The sequence below is a fragment of the Amycolatopsis sp. cg5 genome, from assembly GCF_041346955.1.
Classification (GTDB): domain Bacteria; phylum Actinomycetota; class Actinomycetes; order Mycobacteriales; family Pseudonocardiaceae; genus Amycolatopsis.
The window spans coordinates 8,901,667-8,920,604 of the sequence record NZ_CP166849.1; the positions used below are offsets into that span (position 1 = coordinate 8,901,667).

Annotated in this window: 20 protein-coding genes and 3 tRNA genes; 10 read left to right on the forward strand and 13 right to left on the reverse strand. The window is 67.9% G+C overall.

Annotated features, from left to right (window positions below; translation table 11 throughout):
• Positions 1–2: 2 nt before the first annotated feature.
• Positions 3–638: an NAD(P)-dependent oxidoreductase gene (locus AB5J62_RS40460; RefSeq protein WP_370945308.1), complete on the reverse strand. Its 636-nt coding sequence runs from the start codon at positions 636–638 to the stop codon at positions 3–5.
• Between the two features lie 90 nt (positions 639–728).
• Here AB5J62_RS40460 and AB5J62_RS40465 point away from each other — a divergent pair, with 90 nt between their 5' ends.
• Positions 729–1,325: a TetR/AcrR family transcriptional regulator gene (locus AB5J62_RS40465; RefSeq protein ID WP_370945309.1), complete on the forward strand. Its 597-nt coding sequence runs from the start codon at positions 729–731 to the stop codon at positions 1,323–1,325.
• Here AB5J62_RS40465 and AB5J62_RS40470 read toward each other — a convergent pair.
• The gene (locus AB5J62_RS40470) at positions 1,300–1,800 is read right to left on the reverse strand and encodes a GbsR/MarR family transcriptional regulator (RefSeq protein WP_370945310.1); all 501 of its coding nucleotides are present in this window, start codon (positions 1,798–1,800) and stop codon (positions 1,300–1,302) included. The genes AB5J62_RS40465 and AB5J62_RS40470 overlap by 26 nt on opposite strands.
• 95 nt (positions 1,801–1,895) lie before the next feature.
• Here AB5J62_RS40470 and AB5J62_RS40475 point away from each other — a divergent pair, with 95 nt between their 5' ends.
• Together AB5J62_RS40475 and AB5J62_RS40480 are read left to right on the forward strand one after the other, a co-directional pair.
• Positions 1,896–2,792 carry an ATP-binding cassette domain-containing protein gene (locus tag AB5J62_RS40475; RefSeq protein ID WP_370945311.1) on the forward strand — a complete coding sequence of 299 codons (897 nt, stop codon included), beginning with the start codon at positions 1,896–1,898 and terminating at the stop codon, positions 2,790–2,792.
• On the forward strand, positions 2,789–4,396 hold the full coding sequence (locus tag AB5J62_RS40480; protein ID WP_370945312.1) for an ABC transporter permease: 1,608 nt from the start codon (positions 2,789–2,791) through the stop codon (positions 4,394–4,396). Before AB5J62_RS40475 ends, AB5J62_RS40480 begins: the two co-directional genes overlap by 4 nt.
• Positions 4,397–4,470: 74 nt before the next feature.
• Here the strand turns inward: AB5J62_RS40480 and AB5J62_RS40485 are convergent, their stop codons facing one another.
• The 4 genes from AB5J62_RS40485 to AB5J62_RS40500 form a co-directional block, all read right to left on the reverse strand.
• Entirely contained in the window at positions 4,471–4,929 is a 459-nt protein-coding gene (locus AB5J62_RS40485) for a hypothetical protein (RefSeq protein WP_370945313.1), read from the reverse strand.
• A complete protein-coding gene (locus AB5J62_RS40490) occupies positions 4,922–5,488 on the reverse strand; it encodes a SigE family RNA polymerase sigma factor (protein WP_370945314.1) in 567 nt (188 codons plus the stop codon). Before AB5J62_RS40490 ends, AB5J62_RS40485 begins: the two co-directional genes overlap by 8 nt.
• Positions 5,488–5,778, reverse strand: coding sequence for a hypothetical protein (locus AB5J62_RS40495; protein WP_370945315.1), 291 nt, complete (start codon positions 5,776–5,778; stop codon positions 5,488–5,490). The genes AB5J62_RS40490 and AB5J62_RS40495 overlap by 1 nt, the downstream gene beginning before the upstream one ends.
• A gap of 154 nt (positions 5,779–5,932) precedes the next feature.
• Positions 5,933–7,105, reverse strand: a complete 1,173-nt coding sequence (locus tag AB5J62_RS40500; protein WP_370945316.1) for an Ig-like domain-containing protein — start codon at positions 7,103–7,105, stop codon at positions 5,933–5,935.
• 429 nt (positions 7,106–7,534) lie between these two features.
• On the opposite strand from AB5J62_RS40500, the gene AB5J62_RS40505 reads away from it, so the two are divergent.
• Positions 7,535–7,738: a cold-shock protein gene (locus tag AB5J62_RS40505; RefSeq protein WP_020669570.1), complete on the forward strand. Its 204-nt coding sequence runs from the start codon at positions 7,535–7,537 to the stop codon at positions 7,736–7,738.
• Positions 7,739–7,822: 84 nt separating this feature from the next.
• On the opposite strand, the gene AB5J62_RS40510 is transcribed toward AB5J62_RS40505, so the two are convergent.
• On the reverse strand, positions 7,823–8,245 hold the full coding sequence (locus tag AB5J62_RS40510; RefSeq protein ID WP_091288422.1) for a hypothetical protein: 423 nt from the start codon (positions 8,243–8,245) through the stop codon (positions 7,823–7,825).
• Positions 8,246–8,745: 500 nt separating this feature from the next.
• On the opposite strand from AB5J62_RS40510, the gene AB5J62_RS40515 reads away from it, so the two are divergent.
• The 6 genes from AB5J62_RS40515 (at position 8,746) to AB5J62_RS40540 (ending at position 11,629) form a co-directional block, all read left to right on the forward strand.
• On the forward strand, positions 8,746–8,997 hold the full coding sequence (locus tag AB5J62_RS40515; protein WP_091289072.1) for a hypothetical protein: 252 nt from the start codon (positions 8,746–8,748) through the stop codon (positions 8,995–8,997).
• Positions 8,998–9,076: 79 nt separating this feature from the next.
• The gene (locus AB5J62_RS40520; protein WP_370945317.1) at positions 9,077–9,841 is read left to right on the forward strand and encodes a hypothetical protein; all 765 of its coding nucleotides are present in this window, start codon (positions 9,077–9,079) and stop codon (positions 9,839–9,841) included.
• A 143-nt stretch (positions 9,842–9,984) separates the two neighbouring features.
• Positions 9,985–10,057, forward strand: a tRNA-Glu gene (locus tag AB5J62_RS40525).
• 22 nt (positions 10,058–10,079) lie between these two features.
• Positions 10,080–10,153, forward strand: a tRNA-Asp gene (locus AB5J62_RS40530).
• Positions 10,154–10,193: 40 nt separating this feature from the next.
• Positions 10,194–10,267: transfer RNA gene (locus tag AB5J62_RS40535), tRNA-Phe, on the forward strand.
• 540 nt (positions 10,268–10,807) lie between these two features.
• Complete coding sequence (locus tag AB5J62_RS40540; protein WP_370945318.1) at positions 10,808–11,629, forward strand: SAM-dependent methyltransferase; 822 nt, start codon at positions 10,808–10,810, stop codon at positions 11,627–11,629.
• On the opposite strand, the gene AB5J62_RS40545 is transcribed toward AB5J62_RS40540, so the two are convergent.
• The 6 genes from AB5J62_RS40545 to AB5J62_RS40570 all read right to left on the reverse strand — a co-directional run bounded on the left by AB5J62_RS40545 (position 11,610) and on the right by AB5J62_RS40570 (position 18,851).
• Positions 11,610–12,482 carry a UbiA family prenyltransferase gene (locus tag AB5J62_RS40545; protein WP_370945319.1) on the reverse strand — a complete coding sequence of 291 codons (873 nt, stop codon included), beginning with the start codon at positions 12,480–12,482 and terminating at the stop codon, positions 11,610–11,612. The two genes, AB5J62_RS40540 and AB5J62_RS40545, sit on opposite strands and share 20 nt — an antisense overlap.
• Positions 12,470–13,648: a cytochrome P450 gene (locus tag AB5J62_RS40550; RefSeq protein ID WP_370945320.1), complete on the reverse strand. Its 1,179-nt coding sequence runs from the start codon at positions 13,646–13,648 to the stop codon at positions 12,470–12,472. The genes AB5J62_RS40545 and AB5J62_RS40550 overlap by 13 nt, the downstream gene beginning before the upstream one ends.
• 41 nt (positions 13,649–13,689) lie before the next feature.
• A complete protein-coding gene (locus AB5J62_RS40555) occupies positions 13,690–15,132 on the reverse strand; it encodes a prenyltransferase/squalene oxidase repeat-containing protein (RefSeq protein ID WP_370945321.1) in 1,443 nt (480 codons plus the stop codon).
• Positions 15,133–15,400: 268 nt separating this feature from the next.
• The gene (locus AB5J62_RS40560; RefSeq protein WP_370945322.1) at positions 15,401–15,703 is read right to left on the reverse strand and encodes a ribbon-helix-helix protein, CopG family; all 303 of its coding nucleotides are present in this window, start codon (positions 15,701–15,703) and stop codon (positions 15,401–15,403) included.
• Positions 15,700–16,005: a hypothetical protein gene (locus AB5J62_RS40565; RefSeq protein ID WP_370945323.1), complete on the reverse strand. Its 306-nt coding sequence runs from the start codon at positions 16,003–16,005 to the stop codon at positions 15,700–15,702. The genes AB5J62_RS40560 and AB5J62_RS40565 overlap by 4 nt, the downstream gene beginning before the upstream one ends.
• Before the next feature lie 65 nt (positions 16,006–16,070).
• Positions 16,071–18,851: an EAL domain-containing protein gene (locus AB5J62_RS40570; protein ID WP_370945324.1), complete on the reverse strand. Its 2,781-nt coding sequence runs from the start codon at positions 18,849–18,851 to the stop codon at positions 16,071–16,073.
• Positions 18,852–18,938: the final 87 nt, after the last annotated feature.

Sequence of the window (18,938 nt, forward strand, 5' to 3'; positions counted from 1 at the left end):
CTTTAGCCGTGCGCGATGGAGATGGTGCCGTTCACCAGGGAGTCGTCCGCCACAGTCCGGAGTAGATAGTCGGCGACGTCGGCGCGCGCGATGCTGAACGACCCGCGCACGTTGCCGTCGGCCCGGCTCCTGATCCGCCCGGTGCGCTCGCCGGTGGTGAGCTTGGGTGGACGCACGATCGTCCACGCGAGGCCGCTGGCGCGGACCAGCTCCTCCATCTTCTGCATGTCGCGATAGCTCTCCCGCAAGAACCGCCACAGCAACGGCTTGACCAGCGAGCGCGTGAAGACACCGTCCCCGTCGGTGACCAGCCCGCTCGCGCTGACCACGACGAGCCGTCGGACGTCGGCGTCGCGCATGGCCGCGATGGTCGCGCGGGCGCCGTCCGCGCAGACGGTCGTGGGGCGGCGGTCGCGCGCGCCGAGTGTGGAGATGACCGCGTCCCGGCCGGTGATCGCCGGGCCCAGCGCGCTCGGGTCGAGTTCCTTCGCTGTTACGACTTCCAGGCGAACCTGCGGTTCGACGGCGAGCCTCGCCGGATCACGGACAATCGCCGTGACATGGTGGTCCGCCGACAGCGCCTGCCTGACCAAGTGGGTGCCGACTCCGCCGGTGGCGCCGATAATGGTGAGCTTCATGGTCGGACTCCAGGGGTTAGTAAACACTCACCCGCTATAGTGGGTAAGTGGTCGCCCACCCGTCAAGCAGGCACTGAGGGGGCTCTCAGCATGGGTAGTCGGGAAGACATCGTCGCGGCGGCGGCCTCCATCATGCGGGAACAGGGCTACGCGCGCGCGACCACCAAGGAGATCGCGCGGGCGGCCGGCTACTCGGAAGCGTTGCTGTACAAGCATTTCAAGGACAAGACCGAGATTTTCCTCTGTGTGCTCACCGAGGAGAACCCGCCGCTGGCCGCGATCGTCGAGGAGCTCGTCGCGTCCGCGGGCGAGCAGCCGATCGAGGCCAACATCACCAGGCTCGTGCGCGGCGCGCTGGATTTCTTCCTCGGCAGCTTCCCGATCGGCGTCTCGGTGTTCTCCACCAAGGAGCTGCTCACCGCGCACCGCGAGCGCCTCGCCGAAGTCGGCGCCGGGCCGCGCAACCCGATCGACGGCGTCGCGCTCTACCTCGGCAAGGAGATCGAGCTGGGCCGGATCAACCCGGACGCGAACCCGGAAGCCGCCGCGTCGCTGCTGCTCGGCGCCTGCTTCCACCACGCGTTCCTGTGCACCTACGAGGCCGTCGAGCCGGAGAAGTCCACATTGGACGAGCTGGCGACCACGCTGGCGAAGACCGCGCTCAGCGGGCTTCGGCTGATTCCTTAGCCTTCTGGAGCTCGTGCCAGCGGTCGAACATCGCCGGGATCTCCTTGATCACGTAGGCGAGGAAGTCGGCCATCACCGACAGCCGATGCCCGGCGGGCGTGCCCTCGCCGAGCGTTGAGACGCCCTCGGTCGCGGCGTCGCGCCACAGGATCATGAAGCGGTCCCGCTTGAGGAACGCGGCATACCACATGTCGTCGAACACCCGGTAGTGATCGCGCCGCTCGCCGGGCTCGCGCTCGCGGGCGACCATGCCGACCTGGTCCAGGTACCGCACGGCGCCGGAGATCGCGGCCGGGCTGACCTGCAACTGGTCGGCGAGCTCGGCGGCGGTCAGCTTGCCGCTGTCGGTCACCATCAGCGCCGCGAACACCCGCGACGGCATTCTGGACAACCCGATCTGGGTGAGGATCAGGGCCAGGCTTTCCACATATCGGCGGACGGCGTCTTCGTCTCGCTCATGTTCAGGCGTCGTCATCGAGACCCATCCTTCCGGAAGCGGCTACCCCCGTCACTCGTTCCATACGTTTTCTTAACTTCACAACTTTGTGAAACAAGTGTAGCTTCCGAACTATGGAAAACGCCATCTCCATCTCCGGCCTCCACAAGTCCTTCGGCCGGACCAAGGCTCTCAACGGCCTCGACCTGCAGATACCCGTTGGGGAGGTGCACGGCTTCCTCGGCCCGAACGGCGCGGGGAAGTCGACCACCGTCCGGGTGCTGCTCGGGATGCTCCGCGCGGACTCCGGTGACGTACGCCTGCTCGGCGGCGACCCGTGGAAGGACGCCGCGAGCCTGCACCGCCGCCTCGCCTACGTGCCCGGCGACGTCAACCTGTGGCCGAACCTCTCCGGCGGCGAGGTGATCGACCTGCTCGGGCGGCTGCGCGGCGGGCTCGACCAGCGGCGGCGCAAGGACCTCATCGAGCGGTTCGACCTCGACCCCAAGAAGAAGGGGCGCACCTACTCCAAGGGCAACCGGCAGAAGGTCGCCATCGTCGCGGCGCTCGCGTCCAATGTGGACCTGCTGATCCTCGACGAGCCGACCTCCGGGCTGGACCCGTTGATGGAGGCCACCTTCCAGTACGCCATTCAGGAGGAGCGCGAGCAGGGCCGCACGGTACTGCTGTCCAGCCACATCCTGGCGGAGGTGGAAGCCTTGTGCGACAAGGTGAGCATCATCCGGAACGGGGTGAACGTGGAGACCGGCACGCTCGCCGACCTGCGTCACCTGACCCGCACCTCGATCACCGCCGAGCTCGCCGGGCCGCCGAACGGGCTGGCCAAGCTCGAGAACATCCACGACCTCAAGGTGGAGGGCAACCGCGTCCGGTTCGACGTGGAGACCCGCTCGCTCGACGAGGCGCTGCGGCAGCTGACTCAGGTCGGCGTGCGCAGCCTGGTCAGCCAGCCGCCGACACTCGAAGAGCTGTTCCTCCGCCACTACACGAACGAGGCGAGCGCGAAATGACCGCGAGGTCACACGGTTTGACCGGCACCTGGCAGCTCACCCGGCTGGCACTGCGCCGCGACCGGCTCACGATTCCACTGTGGATAGTCGTGCTCTCGGTGTCGCCGATGAGCTCGGCCAAGGCTTACGAAACGCTGTACCCCACCGCCGTCGAACGTGCGGGCCTGATCCACGGCGCCGGGGCCAACCCGTCGATCGCCGTGATCTACGGCCCGGCGTTCGACCTGTCCACCGCTGGCGGGTTCACCGCGTGGCGGCTGGTCGGGTTCATGGCGCTGATGATCGGCCTGATGGCCGTGTTCACGGTGACCAGGCACACCCGCGCGGAAGAGGACAGCGGCCGCGCCGAACTGCTCGCCTCCGGCGTGGTCGGCCGGTACGCCGCGCTGACCGCGGCGGTCATCGTCTCGGTCGGCACGAGCGTCGGCGTCGGCTTGGTGACGACGGCGGGTCTCATCGGCACGAAGCTGCCCGTCGAAGGCTCGCTCGCGTTCGGCGTGGCCGTGGTGCTGGCCGGGCTGGTGTTCACCGGCATCGCGGCGGTCGCCGTCCAGGTGGCCGAATATTCGCGCACCGCCAATGGGATCGGCTCCGCCGCCGTCGGCATCGCGTTCCTGCTGCGCGCCATCGGCGACTCGACGACCGACGCGAAGTGGATCTCCTGGCTCTCCCCGATCGGCTGGACCCAGCAGATGCGCGCCTACGCGAGCGAGCGCTGGTGGGTGGCGCTGATCGGCGTCGCGGCGGCCGTGCTCATCGGCGGGATCGGCTACGCGCTCTTGCCGCGACGTGACGTCGGCGTCGGCATCATCCCGGCCAGGCCGGGACCGGCCGAGGCGGCGGCGGGGTTGAAGAGCCCGCTCGCACTGGCGTGGCGCCTGCACCGCGGCCCGTTGATCGGCTGGACCATCGGCATGGCCGTCTGCGGCGCGGTGTTCGGCTCGATCGCGAGCGGTATCGGCGAGCTCGTCGGCGGAAACGGGCAGGCGCAAGAGATCTTCCAGCGCATGGGCGGCTCCTCCGCGCTGGTCGACGCGTTCATGTCGGCCATGGTCGGGATGTTCGGCATGGTCATCGCGCTCTACGGGGTGCAGGCGGCGCTGCGGATGCGCGGCGAGGAGACGGCCGTGCGGCTCGAACCGCTGCTGGCCACCCAGGTCGGCAGGCTGCGCTGGACGGGCAGTCATCTGGTGTTCGCGTTCGCGGGCTCCGGCGGGATGCTCGTGCTCACCGGCGTGATGCTCGGCCTCGGCAACGGCCTGCGCGCCGGCGACCTCGGCGGCTCGATCGCCGACACCGTCGCGGGCACGCTCGCGGTGCTCCCGGCGGTCTGGGTGATCATCGGCGTCACGGTCGCGCTTTACGGCCTGCTGCCGAAGTACTCGAGCGCCGGCTGGGCCGTCGCCATGGTCGCGCTGCTGCTCAGCCTGTTCGGCCCGGTCGTCAACCTGCCTCAGGCGGTACTGGACATCTCGCCGTTCTCCCACGTGCCCAAGATCCCCGGCCAAGCCTTCACCGCCACCCCGTTGCTCTGGCTGACGGCGATCGCGCTGCTCGCACTGGGCGCGGGCCTCACCGGCTTCCGCCGCCGCGACATCGGCTAGCCCGCCACAGCGGGATAAAGCCCGCTTTACTCCCGGGGATAAAGCGGGCTTTATCCCCGGGAGTAAAGCCCGCTTTATCCCGGCGGTGTGGGCTTGGTGGTGGCCACGGGGCCGCCGGTGGGTTCGCCAGGGGCGCTGGTCCCCGTGGTGGTGCGCTTCGGTGCGCTGGTGACCGTGCGGGACGGGACCGGCGCCGTGCTGCCCGGCCGCACCGGCCGCGAAGTGCGCGGCTCGGGCGGCACGTCGCTGGGGGCGGGCTGTGGCTCCTCCGAGAGAGACGGCGACGGGCTGGTCGTGCCGAGCACGGGGCCCGCGGGCTCGACAGGCGCGGGAGTGACCGGGGATTGGGTGAACACGACCGCGACGGCGATGATCGCCGCCGCGGTCGTCGCGGTCGTCCCGGCCACCGCCCACCGCTTGCGGCGACGGCGGACCATGGCCGCGTGCTCGATGATGTCCTGGGCGGTCATCCGCAGTTCCGGGCCGTGCACAGCACCGGCGCCACTGATCGCCGCCTTGAGGTCGTCATCCATTCCGGCTCACCTCCTTCCCACACTCCTGTAGTGCCAGCTCACTGAAATGCGGGCCCAGCCGCTTGCGCAACGTCTGCAGGCCGCGCGCGGCCTGGCTCTTCACGTTGCCCGTCGAGCAGCCGAGCGCCGCCGCCGTTTCCTCGACGCTCAAATCATCGAAATACCGCAACACCAGCACGGCGCGCTGCTTCGGCGCGACCGCCGCGAGCGCGTGCCGTACCAGCATCGCCTGTTCACCGCCGGAGTCCTCGACCGGGAGCTCCGGCGGCTCGTCGGTGAGCCGTTCCCGTTTACGCCAGTGCCGCCGGTGCTCCGAGAGGAACACGCGGAGCACGATCTTGCGGGCGTAGGAGTCGAGCGCGTCGTGTTTCACCAGCCGAGGCCACGCCAGGTAAAGCTTGAGAAGCGCCGCCTGGGTGATGTCCTCGGCTTGGTGCCAGTCGCCGCACAGCAGGAACGCGGTGGACCGCAGGCTGTGCGCACGCGCGCCGAAGTACCGGGCGAACTCGCCGTCGTACGGCGAGCTCTGCCCGGTGGACGGGGTACGGCTCAAGACCACTAGGCCGCCGTGATCGCCGGCAGGTGAAGGTCACCGACGGGGCCCGCGGGAACGGCCTTCGGGACGCGCGGCTTGCCGGGCGCGGGCGCCGGGGTGGCCTCCGGCCGGGTGGCGCGGGTCGGCTCGGGCGCGGGCGGCTTGGTGGTGGTGCGGGTCGGCTCGCCAGGCGCGGACGTCGGCACCGGCTTGGTGGTCGAAGTCGAGGGCTGGTCGGCGAAGGCCGCGCCCCCGGTGATCAGCCCGCCCGCGAGCAGGAAACCGCCGAGCGCCACTGCGATACGGATACGCAAAACATCTCCTCGGGTGCTGGCGCCGCGCTCTGCCCGCGACGCCTGTGCGTTAGACATGCTTCGAGGTCACCGCCGGGTTGCATCGAATTTCCGCGGAAAAGACAGCGGCCGGGAAGTCGAGGTTCGACTTCCCGGCCGCGGCGCGAAACATCGCTCAGCTGTTCAGCGCGGAGAGCTTGGTCCACTCTTCCCAGGTGTAGGTCCAGTCCGAGTAGTCGCCGTCCTTGGACGTCAGCTTCTGCGTGCTGCCGGAGATCTCCACCGGGTCGCCGGTCATCGTGCCGTCGAAGTACTCCTTGGCGTTCTTCGGCGCGAGGTTCAGGCAGCCGTGCGAGACGTTCTTCTTGCCCTGTGCCCAGATCGAGGCGGCCAGGCCGTGGATGAACTCGCCGTTGTTCGAGATGCGCACCGCCCACGGGACGACGACGTTCTCGTAGCCGTAGCGCGGGTTGCTCATCGCGTAGGAGGCCTGCTTGCCCATGACCACGTGCGTGCCGCTCTTGGTGACGCGGCCAGGGTCGGAGTCGAGGCCGTAGCTCACCGGGTACTCGGCGATCTGCTGGCCCTCGCGGATGACCTGCATGGTGTGCTCGGTGGTGTTGCCGGTGACGATCTGCTTGCGGCCGATCTTGAAGTCTGCGGTGACGTCTTCCTTGCCGTAGGTGCCGTCGGCGAACTTCACGCCGTACAGCTTGGCTTCGACCTTCACCGTCGTGCCGGACTTGTAGTACTCCTTCGGCCGCCAGTGCACGGCGGTGTCACCCTCGAGCCACGCCCACGAACCCTCGGTCTTCGGGGTGGTCTCGACCTTCAGCGCCTTCTCGACGGACTGCTTGTCCGCGACCTTCCCCTTGAACGACAGCACGATCGGCATCGCGACGCCGTACTCCTGGCCGTCGCCGACGTTGATGCTCGCCTGGACCTGCTTCTTCGGCTTCACCGTGGTGAAGGCGCCGGCGATGTCGACCTTCTTGCCGTCGGCGCCGGTCGCGTCGCCCGCCCAGGTGTAGGTCTTGCCGTAGCCGAGCTGCTCGGCGACGGTCCACGACTTCTTGTCTGCCGACAGCTCGCCCTTGACCTGCTTGCCGTCGGGGTTGGTCAGCGTGACCGTGCCGATGGTGCCGTCCGCGACGGTGATCTGCGCGGGCTCGCCCGGCGCCACGTCCTGCGCGCCCCCGGCGGGTTTCACCGTCACCTTCGCCGCCTGCGGCGTCTGGCCCCCGCCAGACTGCTGCTGCCCCGAGCCCGTGTTGGTCGTTTGCGGTTCACTTCCGCTGCACGCGCTCAACGTCAGCGTCAGCACCAGTCCGGCGACGACGGCAGGCACCCACCTACCACGTGCGGAGTTTTTGACTATCACCCGAATGCCCCTATTCTCCCCATCTACCCACCAATGACGTCCGACCCGGCACGGGCGTTGATCTGAATTCATGTGACGAAGGTCACGTAATGATCGGGGTCGTCGACGCGTCAGCTTAACGGGTGCGTCGGGTGTGAACGGTGGGGCCATACGACGTTCCGGTGACCTTGGCCCGGAGCGCGGTTCATCCGGCGTTCATGGGGTTCAAATTTGGCCTGATCCCGGTACTCTGCACTCAGGCCGTCGTTTTGCGTGTTCGTGGCTTCACACTCGCGGAACTTCTGACGCGAGCCATGAGCCGTGACGTGCTCTTTGCTCACTCGTTGGAACCGCCCGGGACGGTCTGGGTGTCGCTTCGGTGGCACTCGAAGCGGATTTGCAACGAGGAGTACAGCGGTGGCGCAAGGCACTGTGAAGTGGTTCAACGCGGAGAAGGGCTTCGGCTTCATCGCGCAGGATGGCGGCGAGGGCGACGTTTTCGTGCACTACTCGGAGATCGACGGGCGCGGTTTCCGCACCCTCGAAGAGAACCAGCGGGTGGAGTTCGAGGTCGGTCAGGGCCAGAAGGGCCCGCAGGCCCAGAAGGTCCGCCCGATCTGAGATAAGCCCTTCGGCGTCTTAGACCTGAAATAAGAAGCCCCCCGGCTCGCCGGGGGGCTTCTTTGTTGTTGCGCTGTCTGTGGTTCAGCTACGGGCGGCGGGCTCGCGCCACAGCTGCTCGTCGAAGCGGAACTGGTCGGTGTGCGCCTCTTCGTGGCGGCGCTGCTGCGCGGAATTCGCCTGGCTCTCCCAGGAAAGCCGCTCCAGGATCCAATCCTGCGCGAGCGCGCCCGGCGTCATGCCGCGTTCCTCGGCGGCGGCCTTGAGCTGCTCGCTGGCGATGAGGCTGACGCGGAGCTGGTACACCTGGGCTTCACCGAAGCGCTTGCCGCTGCCGGTGCTCTCCTTGTCGTTCTCGGGCGCGAGCGCCGCGAGGTAGCTCGTCAGCTCGTGGTCATCGGCCACCGCGGTCTCCGCTTCCTTGACTGCGGAGTTGCGGTGACGACCATTGCCGACGGCCTTGAGGTTCGTCCGGGTGCTGAGTCGTCCAAGCGAAGGAAGGGGCACCCGGCCACGATAACGGTTAGGTCTCGGCAAGCCAACGACTGTGGGCTACGACACACGATATTTCTGCTCGATCGGAGCAACCAGCCACCCCATTGGCGCAATCGTCCCATCACCCCACGGAACACCTGCAGGTCGAAAGCCCAACATCAACTTGGATTCGAGCCTCGCGTGAGTCGCTCCGGAAATGGAGGGGCCCCCGCGCCAGGGGGAGGAACGCGGGGGCCGGAGGGGATCTCCACAGGCGCTGACCGGGGGTGTGTCAGCACGTCGATTGTTGCACGAGTTCGGGCGGTCTGCGAGTGGTGAGTGAGAAAAATGCAGATGAGGTGTCACTTACGCGTTGCCTCTGATTCATGTTGCCGATTTGCGGGAACCATGTTGCTTAGTCACCTAGCGTCGAACACAGCGTGGTTAAAGGTTCACTCTCCGGGGGGCTGCGACTGAGCGCGTCAGCTAGCTAGCCTCGCGGCCAAGCAACTGCGAACCCCATGGAGGAACTAATGAGCGGATCTCTCGAAGTTCGGCAGTTCCTCATCCGGTACGAGGGCGGCGACGGCGGCGGCCAGGCCATGGGCGGCGTGCCGGCCCAGCGGACGAGCCAGGCCGACGCGCAACGCGTCTCGGACGATCAAGTGCGCAGGGCGCGGCTGGCGGTCGCGCACGGCGCGCTCGACGTCGACGACTGCATCCAGTTGCTCGACATGCTGGGCCTGACGCTCGACGACGACGGGCAGGCGCCCGTCCAACGCTGACTCCAGGTCTCCCGAGAAGGGCCCGTTGTTCGCGCGGGCCCTTCTTTGCGCCGGATGAATAACAGTGTTATGTTGTGGCATGTCCACCGCCGAAATCGCCACTGAGATCCGCCCGATCGTCCAGGTCTGGGGCGGCAAGTTCATGACCTCGCCGGAATTGGCCGAAGTCGAAGCCGAGAGAGGGCTGGCGCAGCGCACCCTCTACCTGCGCGGCCGCTCCGCGATACTCGGCGACCCGTCCCCACGGGTCGCCCAAGCCCTCTTCGGCATCTTCCCGCCCTGGCTCTTCGAATTCGCGCTGCCCGCGGCGACCGCGGCCATCAGCGCCCCGGACGCCGTCCGCGCCTACCTCGAGGCCAACGCCCGCTGGTCGCGTCCCCACCTCGCCGACATCAAGGAGCCGGAGCGGCTCGCCGAGCTCCTCTTCCGCCTCACGCACGCGGCCGACCCCTCCGGTCTTGCCCTCTTCGCGGGCTGGCAGGCGGCCGACCGTCCCACGGACCCGTACGAGCGCGTCGGCCTGGCGCTGATGATCCTGCGCGAATACCGCGGCGGCGTTCACTTCGCGGCACTGCGCGCGGCCGGCCTCACGATCCCCGAAGCCGTCGTCGCCGACCCCGAAGGCGGCCGCGAGCGCCTGCTGCGCACCGCCTGGGCCCCGCCGGCCACCGACGCACTCGTCGCCGCCGCCCACGCGAAGCCGGACCTCGCCGAGCGCTGGCAGCAAGCCGAAGACCTCACCAACGCCCGCATGACCGAGCTGCTCGACTCCACACTCGACGAATCCGACCGCGAAGACCTACTCGGGCTCCTCCGCGTACTCGACGCCACCGCCAAGCCGTGAAAGACTGTTTTCGCTGCTCTCAGGCTTGAAAACCCGTTAGTGACCCCCAGTTGTGAGGGCCCGAATGGCGGTGCCCTATAGTTAACCTCGCTCCCAGGGGAGACCTTGAGAGCGCGGTCGGTCGGCTTGCCGAAGCAGACCGGGCTCCCATCGTCCAGCGGCCTAGGACTCCGCCCTTTCAAGGCGGCAACGCGGGTTCGAATCCCGTTGGGAGTACGCAGTACAGTAAGACAAGCAAGGCCCTGTGGCGCAGTTGGTTAGCGCGTCGCCCTGTCACGGCGAAGGTCGCGGGTTCGAGTCCCGTCAGGGTCGCAAGATTGTTTGACTCGAAAGCTAGGCGCTTCGGCGTCTCGCCCAGGTAGCTCAGTTGGTACGAGCGCTCGCCTGAAAAGTGAGAGGTCGCCGGTTCGACCCCGGCCCTGGGCACCGTCTCGTTGGCTCGCAATGTTCGCGCTTCGCGCTCCCATTGCGAGCCGGTGCTGTTTTATGTGGGGGCCAAGCCCCCACACCCCAGCCGGGGGGGCTGCGCCCCCCGGACCCCCTCAGTCCTCTACCGCCTTTGCGTAGATGGCTGGGGTTTTCTTTTTTGTTGCCGCGTTCGCGGGACTTCGGCCTCGCCCCTCCCGGCTTGCGCTCTGGGTCTTGGTCGGTGGGGTCGTGTGAGCCGACTGCTCAGGTACGTGTGGCGTCCGTTCAGGTACGCGTGGCGTCCAGCTGTGTACGCGTGTCGTCTGGCTGTGCACGGGTGGCGTCCGTTCGGGTGCGGGTGGCGTCCGGGTGTGGGCGGGCGGGGGGCTTTTGGGGACTTGGGTGTCAGGGTGGGCTGACGTGGGGGTTTTACTGGGGGTGGTTGGGGGGCTTGGTTTTATCACTCGTGTGGGTGGCATATGAGGGTTCTGTTGGGGTGGATGGGTCTCGCGGGGGCGGATATGGTGGCGGCAACTTTGTGCAAGAGGAGTACCTGGAGTGGCACTACCTGTTGCGGCTGCCGATGGCCATGCGCCCGAGCACCCGAGTATCGCGCGGATCAATGACTGCTGGCTGGAAGGCGGGCACCACGCTGACGGGGATGTGCTGTTCGCCAATCACATCGCGGTGTGCGCTCCGCATGTTCCTTACCTGGTAAGGGAAGAACGCGCGCTCTTGGCGCGGATGGTGCGCTACCTCATCGGGCACGGCGTGCGGCAGTTCGTCGATCTCGGGTCGGGGGTGCCCGCTTCGGGACACGTCCACGAGATCGCGCACGAACTCGCGCCGTCGACCAGGGTCGTCTACGTGGACTCGGACCCCGGCGTCGCCGCCGAAGGCCGGGAAATGCTGGCAGGCAACGACAACGCGGCGTACCTTCGCGCCGACATCCGGCGGCCCGAGGCCGTGTTCGGCGCGACCGAGTTCAGGCAGCTGATCGATCTGACCGAACCCGTCGCCGTGCTGATGATCGAGATGCTCATCAACTTCCCCGACAGCGAGAACCCGCGCGGGCTCGTGTCCACCTACCTCGAACCGCTGTGTCCCGGCAGCTACCTCGGGTTGTCGCACTTCGGGGACCATGAGGAGCTGGACAAGGGGCTCAACATGTTCAGCCGGATGTTCGGGCAGCCGCCCGCGGTGACCTTGCGGGACCGCGAGCAGTTCGCGAAGTTCTTCACCGGGCTGGAAATCATCGAACCCGGTGTCGTGCCCGTGCCGCTGTGGCGGCCGCTGGAAGACGAGGTCGGGCACAATCCCGATCACGCGCACGTGCACGCGGGCCTCGGGCGGAAACGGGTCATGCGATCAGTGGGATGACCACGAGCGCGAGGTCACCGAGCATCACGATCGGCATGGTGTGCTTGAGCATGTGCCGCGGATAGATGCTGGAAGTCATCCGCAGCAAGAAGATCACGTGCGCGGCCATGCCCGCCGCCGCCCAGACCGGCCCGTAGAACCACCACAGCGACCAGCCGAGCAGCGCGGTGCCGACCAGCACCGTGAGGCTCGCCATCCGGAGCGCGCCGGCGCTGCCGAACCTGACCGCCGGGGTGGTGAAGCCGGTCGCCGTGTCGACCGCGTGGTCCGGCACCGACCACCAGATCGTCCGGCCGACGCTGAGTGAGCAGACCCCGAGCAGGAACGGCCACAGCGCGGGCTCGAAGTCCGGGCGGAACGCGCTGTACGCCAGCAGGCAGGGCAACGGGACCATCGCGGCGCCGAACACGAACGGCCCGGCCACCTTCCGCTTCAGCCGGAACGGGTCGATGTTGTACAGCTGGTGCAGCAACGCCGTGATCCCGGCGAACACCACCACCGCCCAATGCGTCGTCCACGCCGCGATCAACCCGGCCAGCACCAGCGCGACCGTGGTTTCGGCGATCGACAGGTGCAGCACCCGCGCGCGGCCGAGCCGCAGCGTCGCGCCCGCGAGGTAATCCTTCCCGGCGTGACGGCGGTCGGTTTCGAGGTCGACGGCGACGTTCAGCGCCAGGCCACCGGTCATCAGCAGGAGGTTCGCGAGCAGCGTCAGGTAGACGAGCGGTTCGGCGAAGATCGCGATGTCGCCGCGGGCGAGGCAGGCGCCCCAGACCGCGTAACACAGGTAGCTGACGGGCAGCGGGAATTCGAGGCGGTGGACCACCAGTACCGCGCCGGCTACGCGTGACACGCGACGACCTTCATCCGCAGTTCGGGCGACGGAGCCATCGCGTGGCCGCGCAGTCTCGGGACGCCTGCCGCCGGATTGACGCAGCGCAGTTCGCGGCAACGCAGCACCGCGGCGACGATCATCCTGGCCTCCATCAAGCCGAGTTCGCTGCCCAGACAATGCCGGATCCCGCCGCCGAAAGGGAAGAAGTCCTCCTGCGCCACCCTCCGATCGAGGAATCGTCCCGGCTCGAATCCGTGCGGGTCGGAGAACCGCTCGCGGCGATGATGTGCCAGGTAGATGCTGGGGGTGAGCACGGTTCCCGCGCACACGGGCCTGCCGCCGACCTCACCCGTTTCGGTGCACACCCGATTACCCGCCGCCGGAACCGGTGGCGTCACCCGCAACGCCTCCAGCACGGCAGCGTGCAGCAAGGGAACGTCGGCCGCTGACGCGCCGTCCTCCACTGTGGACGCCAGTTCGTCCACAATGTCCTGTCGGACCCGCGGATTGCGGTCGAGCCAGTACAACGTCCACGCGATCGCGGACGCCGTGGTCTCGTGTCCCGCGAACAGCAGCGAGACGAGCTGGTCGCGCAACTCGGTGTCGTCGAGCGGGCCCAGCGGCGGTTCGCCCGCGGTGAGCAACGCCGCCAGCGAACCCGAAGAACGTTTCGCGCTCCGCACCAGAAGCCGGTCCAGCTCCTCACCTGACGTCGGAAGGCTTCCGCGCAGGTAGCGATACGCGAGCGTGCGGCCTCGCGAACCGAGTGCCTTGTCCATCCACGCGGTGAACGGCGCGAGCACCGCTTCGCCGTCACGCCCGACCGTGATGCCTGCCATGACCCGGAGCGCGACCGCGCGGGTCCAGTCCGCCAGCGCGATCACCCGGCCTTCGGTCAGCGCGCCGAGCGACGACTGCACGATTTCCGAGATGAGCTCTCGATATCCGGCCAGCCGCTTGCCACGCAGCGCCGGGCCGAGCGCGCGCCGATAGGCGAGATGCCGCGATCCTTCGGTCCACAGCAACGACTTGTGACCGAGCACCGAGCGCATCGTCCGGCTGCCGGGATGCCCGAGCCGTTGATCGGCATGGAAGATCTCGTCGATCGCGTCGGGATTCCAGACCAGCAGCCGACCCGGCGCGAGTTCCAGCACGCCGTCCCTATTGTCCGCCTGAGCGTTCAAGAAAGGCAGCGTGCGAAAGGCGAGTTTGAATTCGGCGGTGTTCATCTCGAAAATGCCAGCAGTCGCGCGACTTCGGCGTTGGCGAGCCCGAGGTACATGGCGGCCAACCCTTCCGCTCGCACGATCCGCAACGGCGTGTAGAGATCCTTGTCGTGCCACAGCGGCGGATGGTCGGCATCCTGGTTCTGGAACAGGAATTCGCATCCCCGCGCGGCCGCCGCCGGGATCGCCGCGTGCGAGATGTTGGTACGCAACAGGACCTGCACCGCGTACGCGGTCTCCTCGAAGGTGCCATCCCAGCGTCCCCACGAACCGTCCGGCCGCTGGTTCGCCAGCACCCAGCCGACGGCGTCCCGTACCGAACCGGCCGTGACCTCGTTACCGTGCTCGGCGAGCGCGACCGCGCAGCAAACCGTTGCGTAGTAAGGGGAAGCATGCCACTTGTCCTGCCAGCTGCCGTCACGTTCCTGGCGGTCTCGCAGCCACAAGGCGAGCTTGCCCATGACCTCTTGGTGGCCGTCGCGCGAAGCACCGAGCGCCTGCAGGACGTGCGCGTTCGTGGTGGTCGACGGGGTCCGCTCGTCGGCGAACGTGGCGAAGTGGTCCTCGACGCGATAGCCGCGCAACGTGTCCGTCGAGCGCGGACGGCCAAGCTTGGCGAGCGCGTGCAACGCGGCAGCCGTGTCGTCGGCGTCCGGCGGCAGCCCGACACCGCCCGCGACCCCTGACTCGCCGAATTCGCCTGCCAGCCAGTCGACGATGTCGCCGGGCACCGTGCACGGAACACCGACACCGGCCAATGTGGACAGTACCCAGGCCCGCTCGAACACGGCGAGCGGCGCGGCGACCGGCACCGCCCGCGTTTCCGGATCCTGCACGGCCGCCAGATACGGGTGCACCTGCCCGTCACCCAGCCAGCTCGCGGTGGCCGCCGGCGAGCACCCGACGCCGTACTCGGTCGCCTCGACGAAATCGGCGCCGCGCGCGCGAGAACCGAAGGCCTCCAAGGAATGCAGCAGCTTGGTCGGCAGCGCGAGGCCGCAGTCCATCATCTCGCGCAGCTTTCCCAGCGTCTCGGCGGTCATCCCGCCCGGCACGGCCAGCTCCTTGCCGAGCCGCGCGTTGATCTCCTGCACGAGACCGGGAACGATGATTTCGACGGCGACGGTGTCCGGCACCATTCCGTTGTCCACCAACGATTCGAGCCCACGCTGCGCGGCGTTGCGCGCGTCTTCGCCCGGCTGTCTCAGCAGCGCCTCGATGGCACTGAGGGTGGGCGCGAGCCCGTACAGTCCGGGCCCGCCCCAGCCGCCGTCCGAACGCTGCTGCCGCAGCAAATAGCGGACTCGCTCGTCATGTCCGTCGAGTGACGGCATGAGCGAAACCACCCGCCCGGTCTCGTAAACCGACGCGGAGAAGCTCCCGAACGGATCGCCGGTCATCTCGGCGACCAGCGCCGACGCCTGCTCCCGGACCCACGTCATCGTGCACGGCCCCACGACGAGCCCTCCCCTGAGTTCAGCTTGATCTTTCCGTAACCGAGCTAAAACTCAAAGTAGCGTTCCCGGCAAATGGCAGCAGTGGACATGAGCCATTTGGAGCAGCAGATTCAGCCTTTCCGCGACACCTGAAAGAAGTGCTGAACGCTTCCGCCACTCAACGCACACTCGGCGTTGATCATGAGAGTTTCCGCTTCCTCATGGACATGCTCGGCCAGAAGCGCCCGACGGCGAGCCTTCTCCCCTGCGCGATTCAGCCTTCGCTCAACTCTCGGAAGACGCGCCGGGCGATCATCTCGACACGCTCTTCGGTGAGCGGCGGCTCTTCGAGGCGAGCGTGGATCGTCTTGGTGAGAATCCTGCGCACGAGAGCCGACGTGCCGATGTGCTCGGCGGCGGCTCGCTCCTTCAGCTCTTCGGCGAGCTGCTTCGGAATGCGCACGGACAGCACAGCCTGCGCACTCTCAAGGGCTTCAGCTTCGCCGGCCTCGGCTTCCTCTTCTGCATACTCGGCGCGGATCGCCCTTCGGCGAGCCCGATCGACTGCGTCGGTCATGCGCGGTCAACTCCTTCTTCATACTCACGAAGATCGGCACCCCGGGTCTTCCATGCGGTGATCCCCGCATGGTCGACCGCGTCGATGATCACAGTCAGGACCGCTCCGGCGGTTGCCGAGAACCCGATGAGCCGAATCGCGCCGCGCACACTTTTGGGGTCGGGATCACGAACGACACGACAGGGGTCGCTCGCCGCCTCATAAGTCCAGGCCGGCTCGATGTTCAACGCCCCGGGATAGCGGACGTCCCGAGTTCGAATGTGCTCCGCTTCTTCGTCGGGCCACCACAGCTCGTAGCTCATGTATACATCGTCACACACACACTTACAACTTGAACACTTAGGGTAGCTAAGATCGATACCCAGAGTTATGGCGTGTGCCAGCGGAACGAGGCGACTTTCGGGAAGAGGTCGTCGGCGGGCGAAGGCCGTCCCAGGTAGAAGCCCTGCGCCTGGTCACAGCCGAGGTCGCGCAGGATTTCCAGCTGATCCTGGGTCTCCACGCCCTCCGCGATGACCGTCAGGTCGACCGCGTGCGCCATCGCGATGATGCTGGTGACGATGGCTTCGGCGTCGCGAGACGTGCCGATGCCGGTGATGAACGAGCGATCGATCTTCAACGTGTCGAGCGTCAGGCGCTGGAGCTGGGCCAGCGACGAATACCCGGTGCCGAAGTCGTCGATGGCCAGCCGGATCCCGACGTCGCGCAGGGAACTGAGGATCTCCGCGGCCGCGACGTGGTCGCGCATGAGCGCGCTCTCGGTGACCTCCAGGCACAACGCGTTCGCGGGCAGGCCCGTGGTGGCGAGTGCGTCCTGGACGACCGGCACCAGCTGGGGGTCGTCGAGCTGGCGGACCGAGAGGTTGACCTTGAGGTGGATGTCGATGTCGTGCTCGGCGCGGCGGGCGGCCAGCTCGCGGGTGGTGCTGCGGAGCATGTGGGTGCCGATGACGTTGATGAGGTCGCTTTCCTCGGCCAGTCCGATGAACTCGACCGGGGAGATGGCGCCGTGCTGGGGGTGGTTCCAGCGCATCAGTGCCTCGACCGCGACCATGCGGCCGGTCTGCAGGTCGACGACCGGCTGATAGGCCGTCCACAGCTGCTCGTTGGGCAGCGCGTCGCGCAGGTCCTGTTCGAGGCGGAGCCTGCGTTGCATGCGCTCGCGCAGTTCGACGTCGAAGAACTCGTAGCGGCCCCGGCCGAGGGTTTTCGCCTGGTACATGGCGACGTCGGCGTCGCGGAGGAGGTCTTCGGCGGTGCGGCCGTCGCAGGAGTCGGCGATCACGATGCCGATGCTGGCGTCGATGTGGAGCTGCCTGCCGTCGACCGTGATCGGCTCGGTCAGGTACTCGCGCAGGTGCTGGGCCAGCGCCCTGATCTCGGCGGGGTCGACGATGCTGTTGGTGACCACCACGAACTCGTCGCCGCCGAGCCGTCCGACGAGGTCCTCGCGGTGGACGGCGCGGTGCAGGCGCTCGCCGACGATCCGCAGCACCTTGTCGCCGACGCTGTGGCCGAGCGAGTCGTTGATGACCTTGAACTTGTCCAGGTCGATGAACAGCACGGTGGTGACGTCGGCGCGGCCGGGCCGACGCAGCGCGGTGCTGAGCCTGGACAGCACGAGCGTGCGGTTGGCGAGTTCGGTCAGCGGGTCGTGGGTGGCTTCGTGTTCGAGGCGCTCCCCGATCGCGCGGCGCTCGGTGATGTCGGTGAACGAGGTGACCACCGAAGCCGGTGCCGTGTCACCGAAATCGAGCAGGCGGGAGGTCAGCGACAGCCAGACGTTGCGGCCGTCGGGGCGGCGCAGGCGGACGACGCGGCGGCTGCGCGAGGTCATCGTGCACTGGGCCTCCTGCGCCGGGTAGGACTCCGGCGGGATGCGCTTGCCGCATTCGTCGTACAGCTCCAGCGAGGTCGACTCGATGCCGACGAGGTCGCTCTCCCGGATGCCGAAGATGCGCTGCGCGGCCGGGTTGGCCGACTCGATGAGCCCGGTCGGGCCGACCACCACGACGCCTTCGTCGAGCGACGCGACGACCGTCTTGAAGTGCTCCTCGGCCCGCCTGCGCGCGGTCTCGTCCGCGCAGACGAGCACGTAGCCGTCGTTCATCTCGGCGGCGGAGACGCGGATCTCCAGCGCGGTGCCGTCGACGTGCCGGTGCGTGGCCTGGATGACGCCGCCTGCCAGCAGCACCGCCAGCGGATCGAGCGTGGCGCCGACCACCTCGTCGACCCGGCGGCCGACCGCTTCGGCGGCGGAGCGGCCGTATACGGCTTCCGCGGCCGGGTTCCAGCTGGTCACGACACCCGCGACACTGGTCGCGATGATCGCGTCGCTGACATGGCTGACCAGCGCGGCCTGGTAGCGCAGGGTGGCTTCGGCCGCCCGCTGCGCCGACATGTCGCGCATGATCACCTGGAAGGCGGGCCTGCCCTCCCAGGTCGTGCGCACCGAAACCGTCTCGATGCTCAACGTGCCGCCGTCGAGCCGTTTGAGGACCGCCTCGGCCGGCTGGGTCATCGAACCGGGCGCGACCAGCGACTCGAGCCGCTTCAGGATCCCGGGAATCGACGCCTGGTCGGCGATCTCGGTGATCTCCTTGCCGAGCAGCTCGACGGCGGAGGTCGCGCCGAGGAACCGGATGGCCGCGGAGTTGACGTACACCAGCCGCTTGGCCTCGTGCACGATGATCGCGTCCGGGCTGAGCTCGACCAGCAGCCGGTAGCGGTCGGTCAGGTCCGCCATCGCCTTCTTGTCCTCGTGCCGCGACGTGGCGTCGGCCGCGATGCCGAGCAGGTTGTACGTGCCGCCGGTGCGGACCGAGCGGGCGCGGAACCTCACCCAGCGCGTCGCGCCGCATGAGGTCTCGAAACGCTGCTCCAGCTCGAGGTCTTGCTCGACGTCCCGGGCGCGGGCGGCGCTGACCAGTGGCTCGATGAGCTCCAGCAACCGGGCCCGGACTTCGTACTCCGACGAGCCCGCCATCCCGAGCACCAGCTCCAGGCCGGGCAGCCACGACACGGTCCCGTCGGTGAGGCCGAGCGACCAGATCACGGCCGACTCGGTGGACAGGGAGAGGTCCGCGACGATGCCGCGGCTGAGCCTGCTCCCGACGGCGAGCTGCCCGTCGGGGAAATCAGCCTCCATAGCCCATCCGATCCATTCACTTCGCCCAAGAGGTCCAGACCAGCGCCCGGCTCAAGGGTCCAGATTAGGGGTTCGGCATGAATGAGG

Excerpts from the sequence above, each read along its gene's own strand:
- AB5J62_RS40570 (WP_370945324.1), bottom strand. The coding sequence starts at position 18,851 with ATGGAGGCTGATTTCCCCGACGGGCAGCTCGCCGTCGGGAGCAGGCTC.
- AB5J62_RS40565 (WP_370945323.1), bottom strand. The coding sequence starts at position 16,005 with ATGAGCTACGAGCTGTGGTGGCCCGACGAAGAAGCGGAGCACATTCGA.
- AB5J62_RS40475 (WP_370945311.1), top strand. The coding sequence starts at position 1,896 with ATGGAAAACGCCATCTCCATCTCCGGCCTCCACAAGTCCTTCGGCCGG.
- AB5J62_RS40560 (WP_370945322.1), bottom strand. The coding sequence starts at position 15,703 with ATGACCGACGCAGTCGATCGGGCTCGCCGAAGGGCGATCCGCGCCGAG.
- AB5J62_RS40460 (WP_370945308.1), bottom strand. The coding sequence starts at position 638 with ATGAAGCTCACCATTATCGGCGCCACCGGCGGAGTCGGCACCCACTTG.
- AB5J62_RS40555 (WP_370945321.1), bottom strand. The coding sequence starts at position 15,132 with ATGACGTGGGTCCGGGAGCAGGCGTCGGCGCTGGTCGCCGAGATGACC.
- AB5J62_RS40480 (WP_370945312.1), top strand. The coding sequence starts at position 2,789 with ATGACCGCGAGGTCACACGGTTTGACCGGCACCTGGCAGCTCACCCGG.
- AB5J62_RS40515 (WP_091289072.1), top strand. The coding sequence starts at position 8,746 with ATGAGCGGATCTCTCGAAGTTCGGCAGTTCCTCATCCGGTACGAGGGC.
- AB5J62_RS40465 (WP_370945309.1), top strand. The coding sequence starts at position 729 with ATGGGTAGTCGGGAAGACATCGTCGCGGCGGCGGCCTCCATCATGCGG.
- AB5J62_RS40470 (WP_370945310.1), bottom strand. The coding sequence starts at position 1,800 with ATGACGACGCCTGAACATGAGCGAGACGAAGACGCCGTCCGCCGATAT.
- AB5J62_RS40485 (WP_370945313.1), bottom strand. The coding sequence starts at position 4,929 with ATGGATGACGACCTCAAGGCGGCGATCAGTGGCGCCGGTGCTGTGCAC.
- AB5J62_RS40520 (WP_370945317.1), top strand. The coding sequence starts at position 9,077 with ATGTCCACCGCCGAAATCGCCACTGAGATCCGCCCGATCGTCCAGGTC.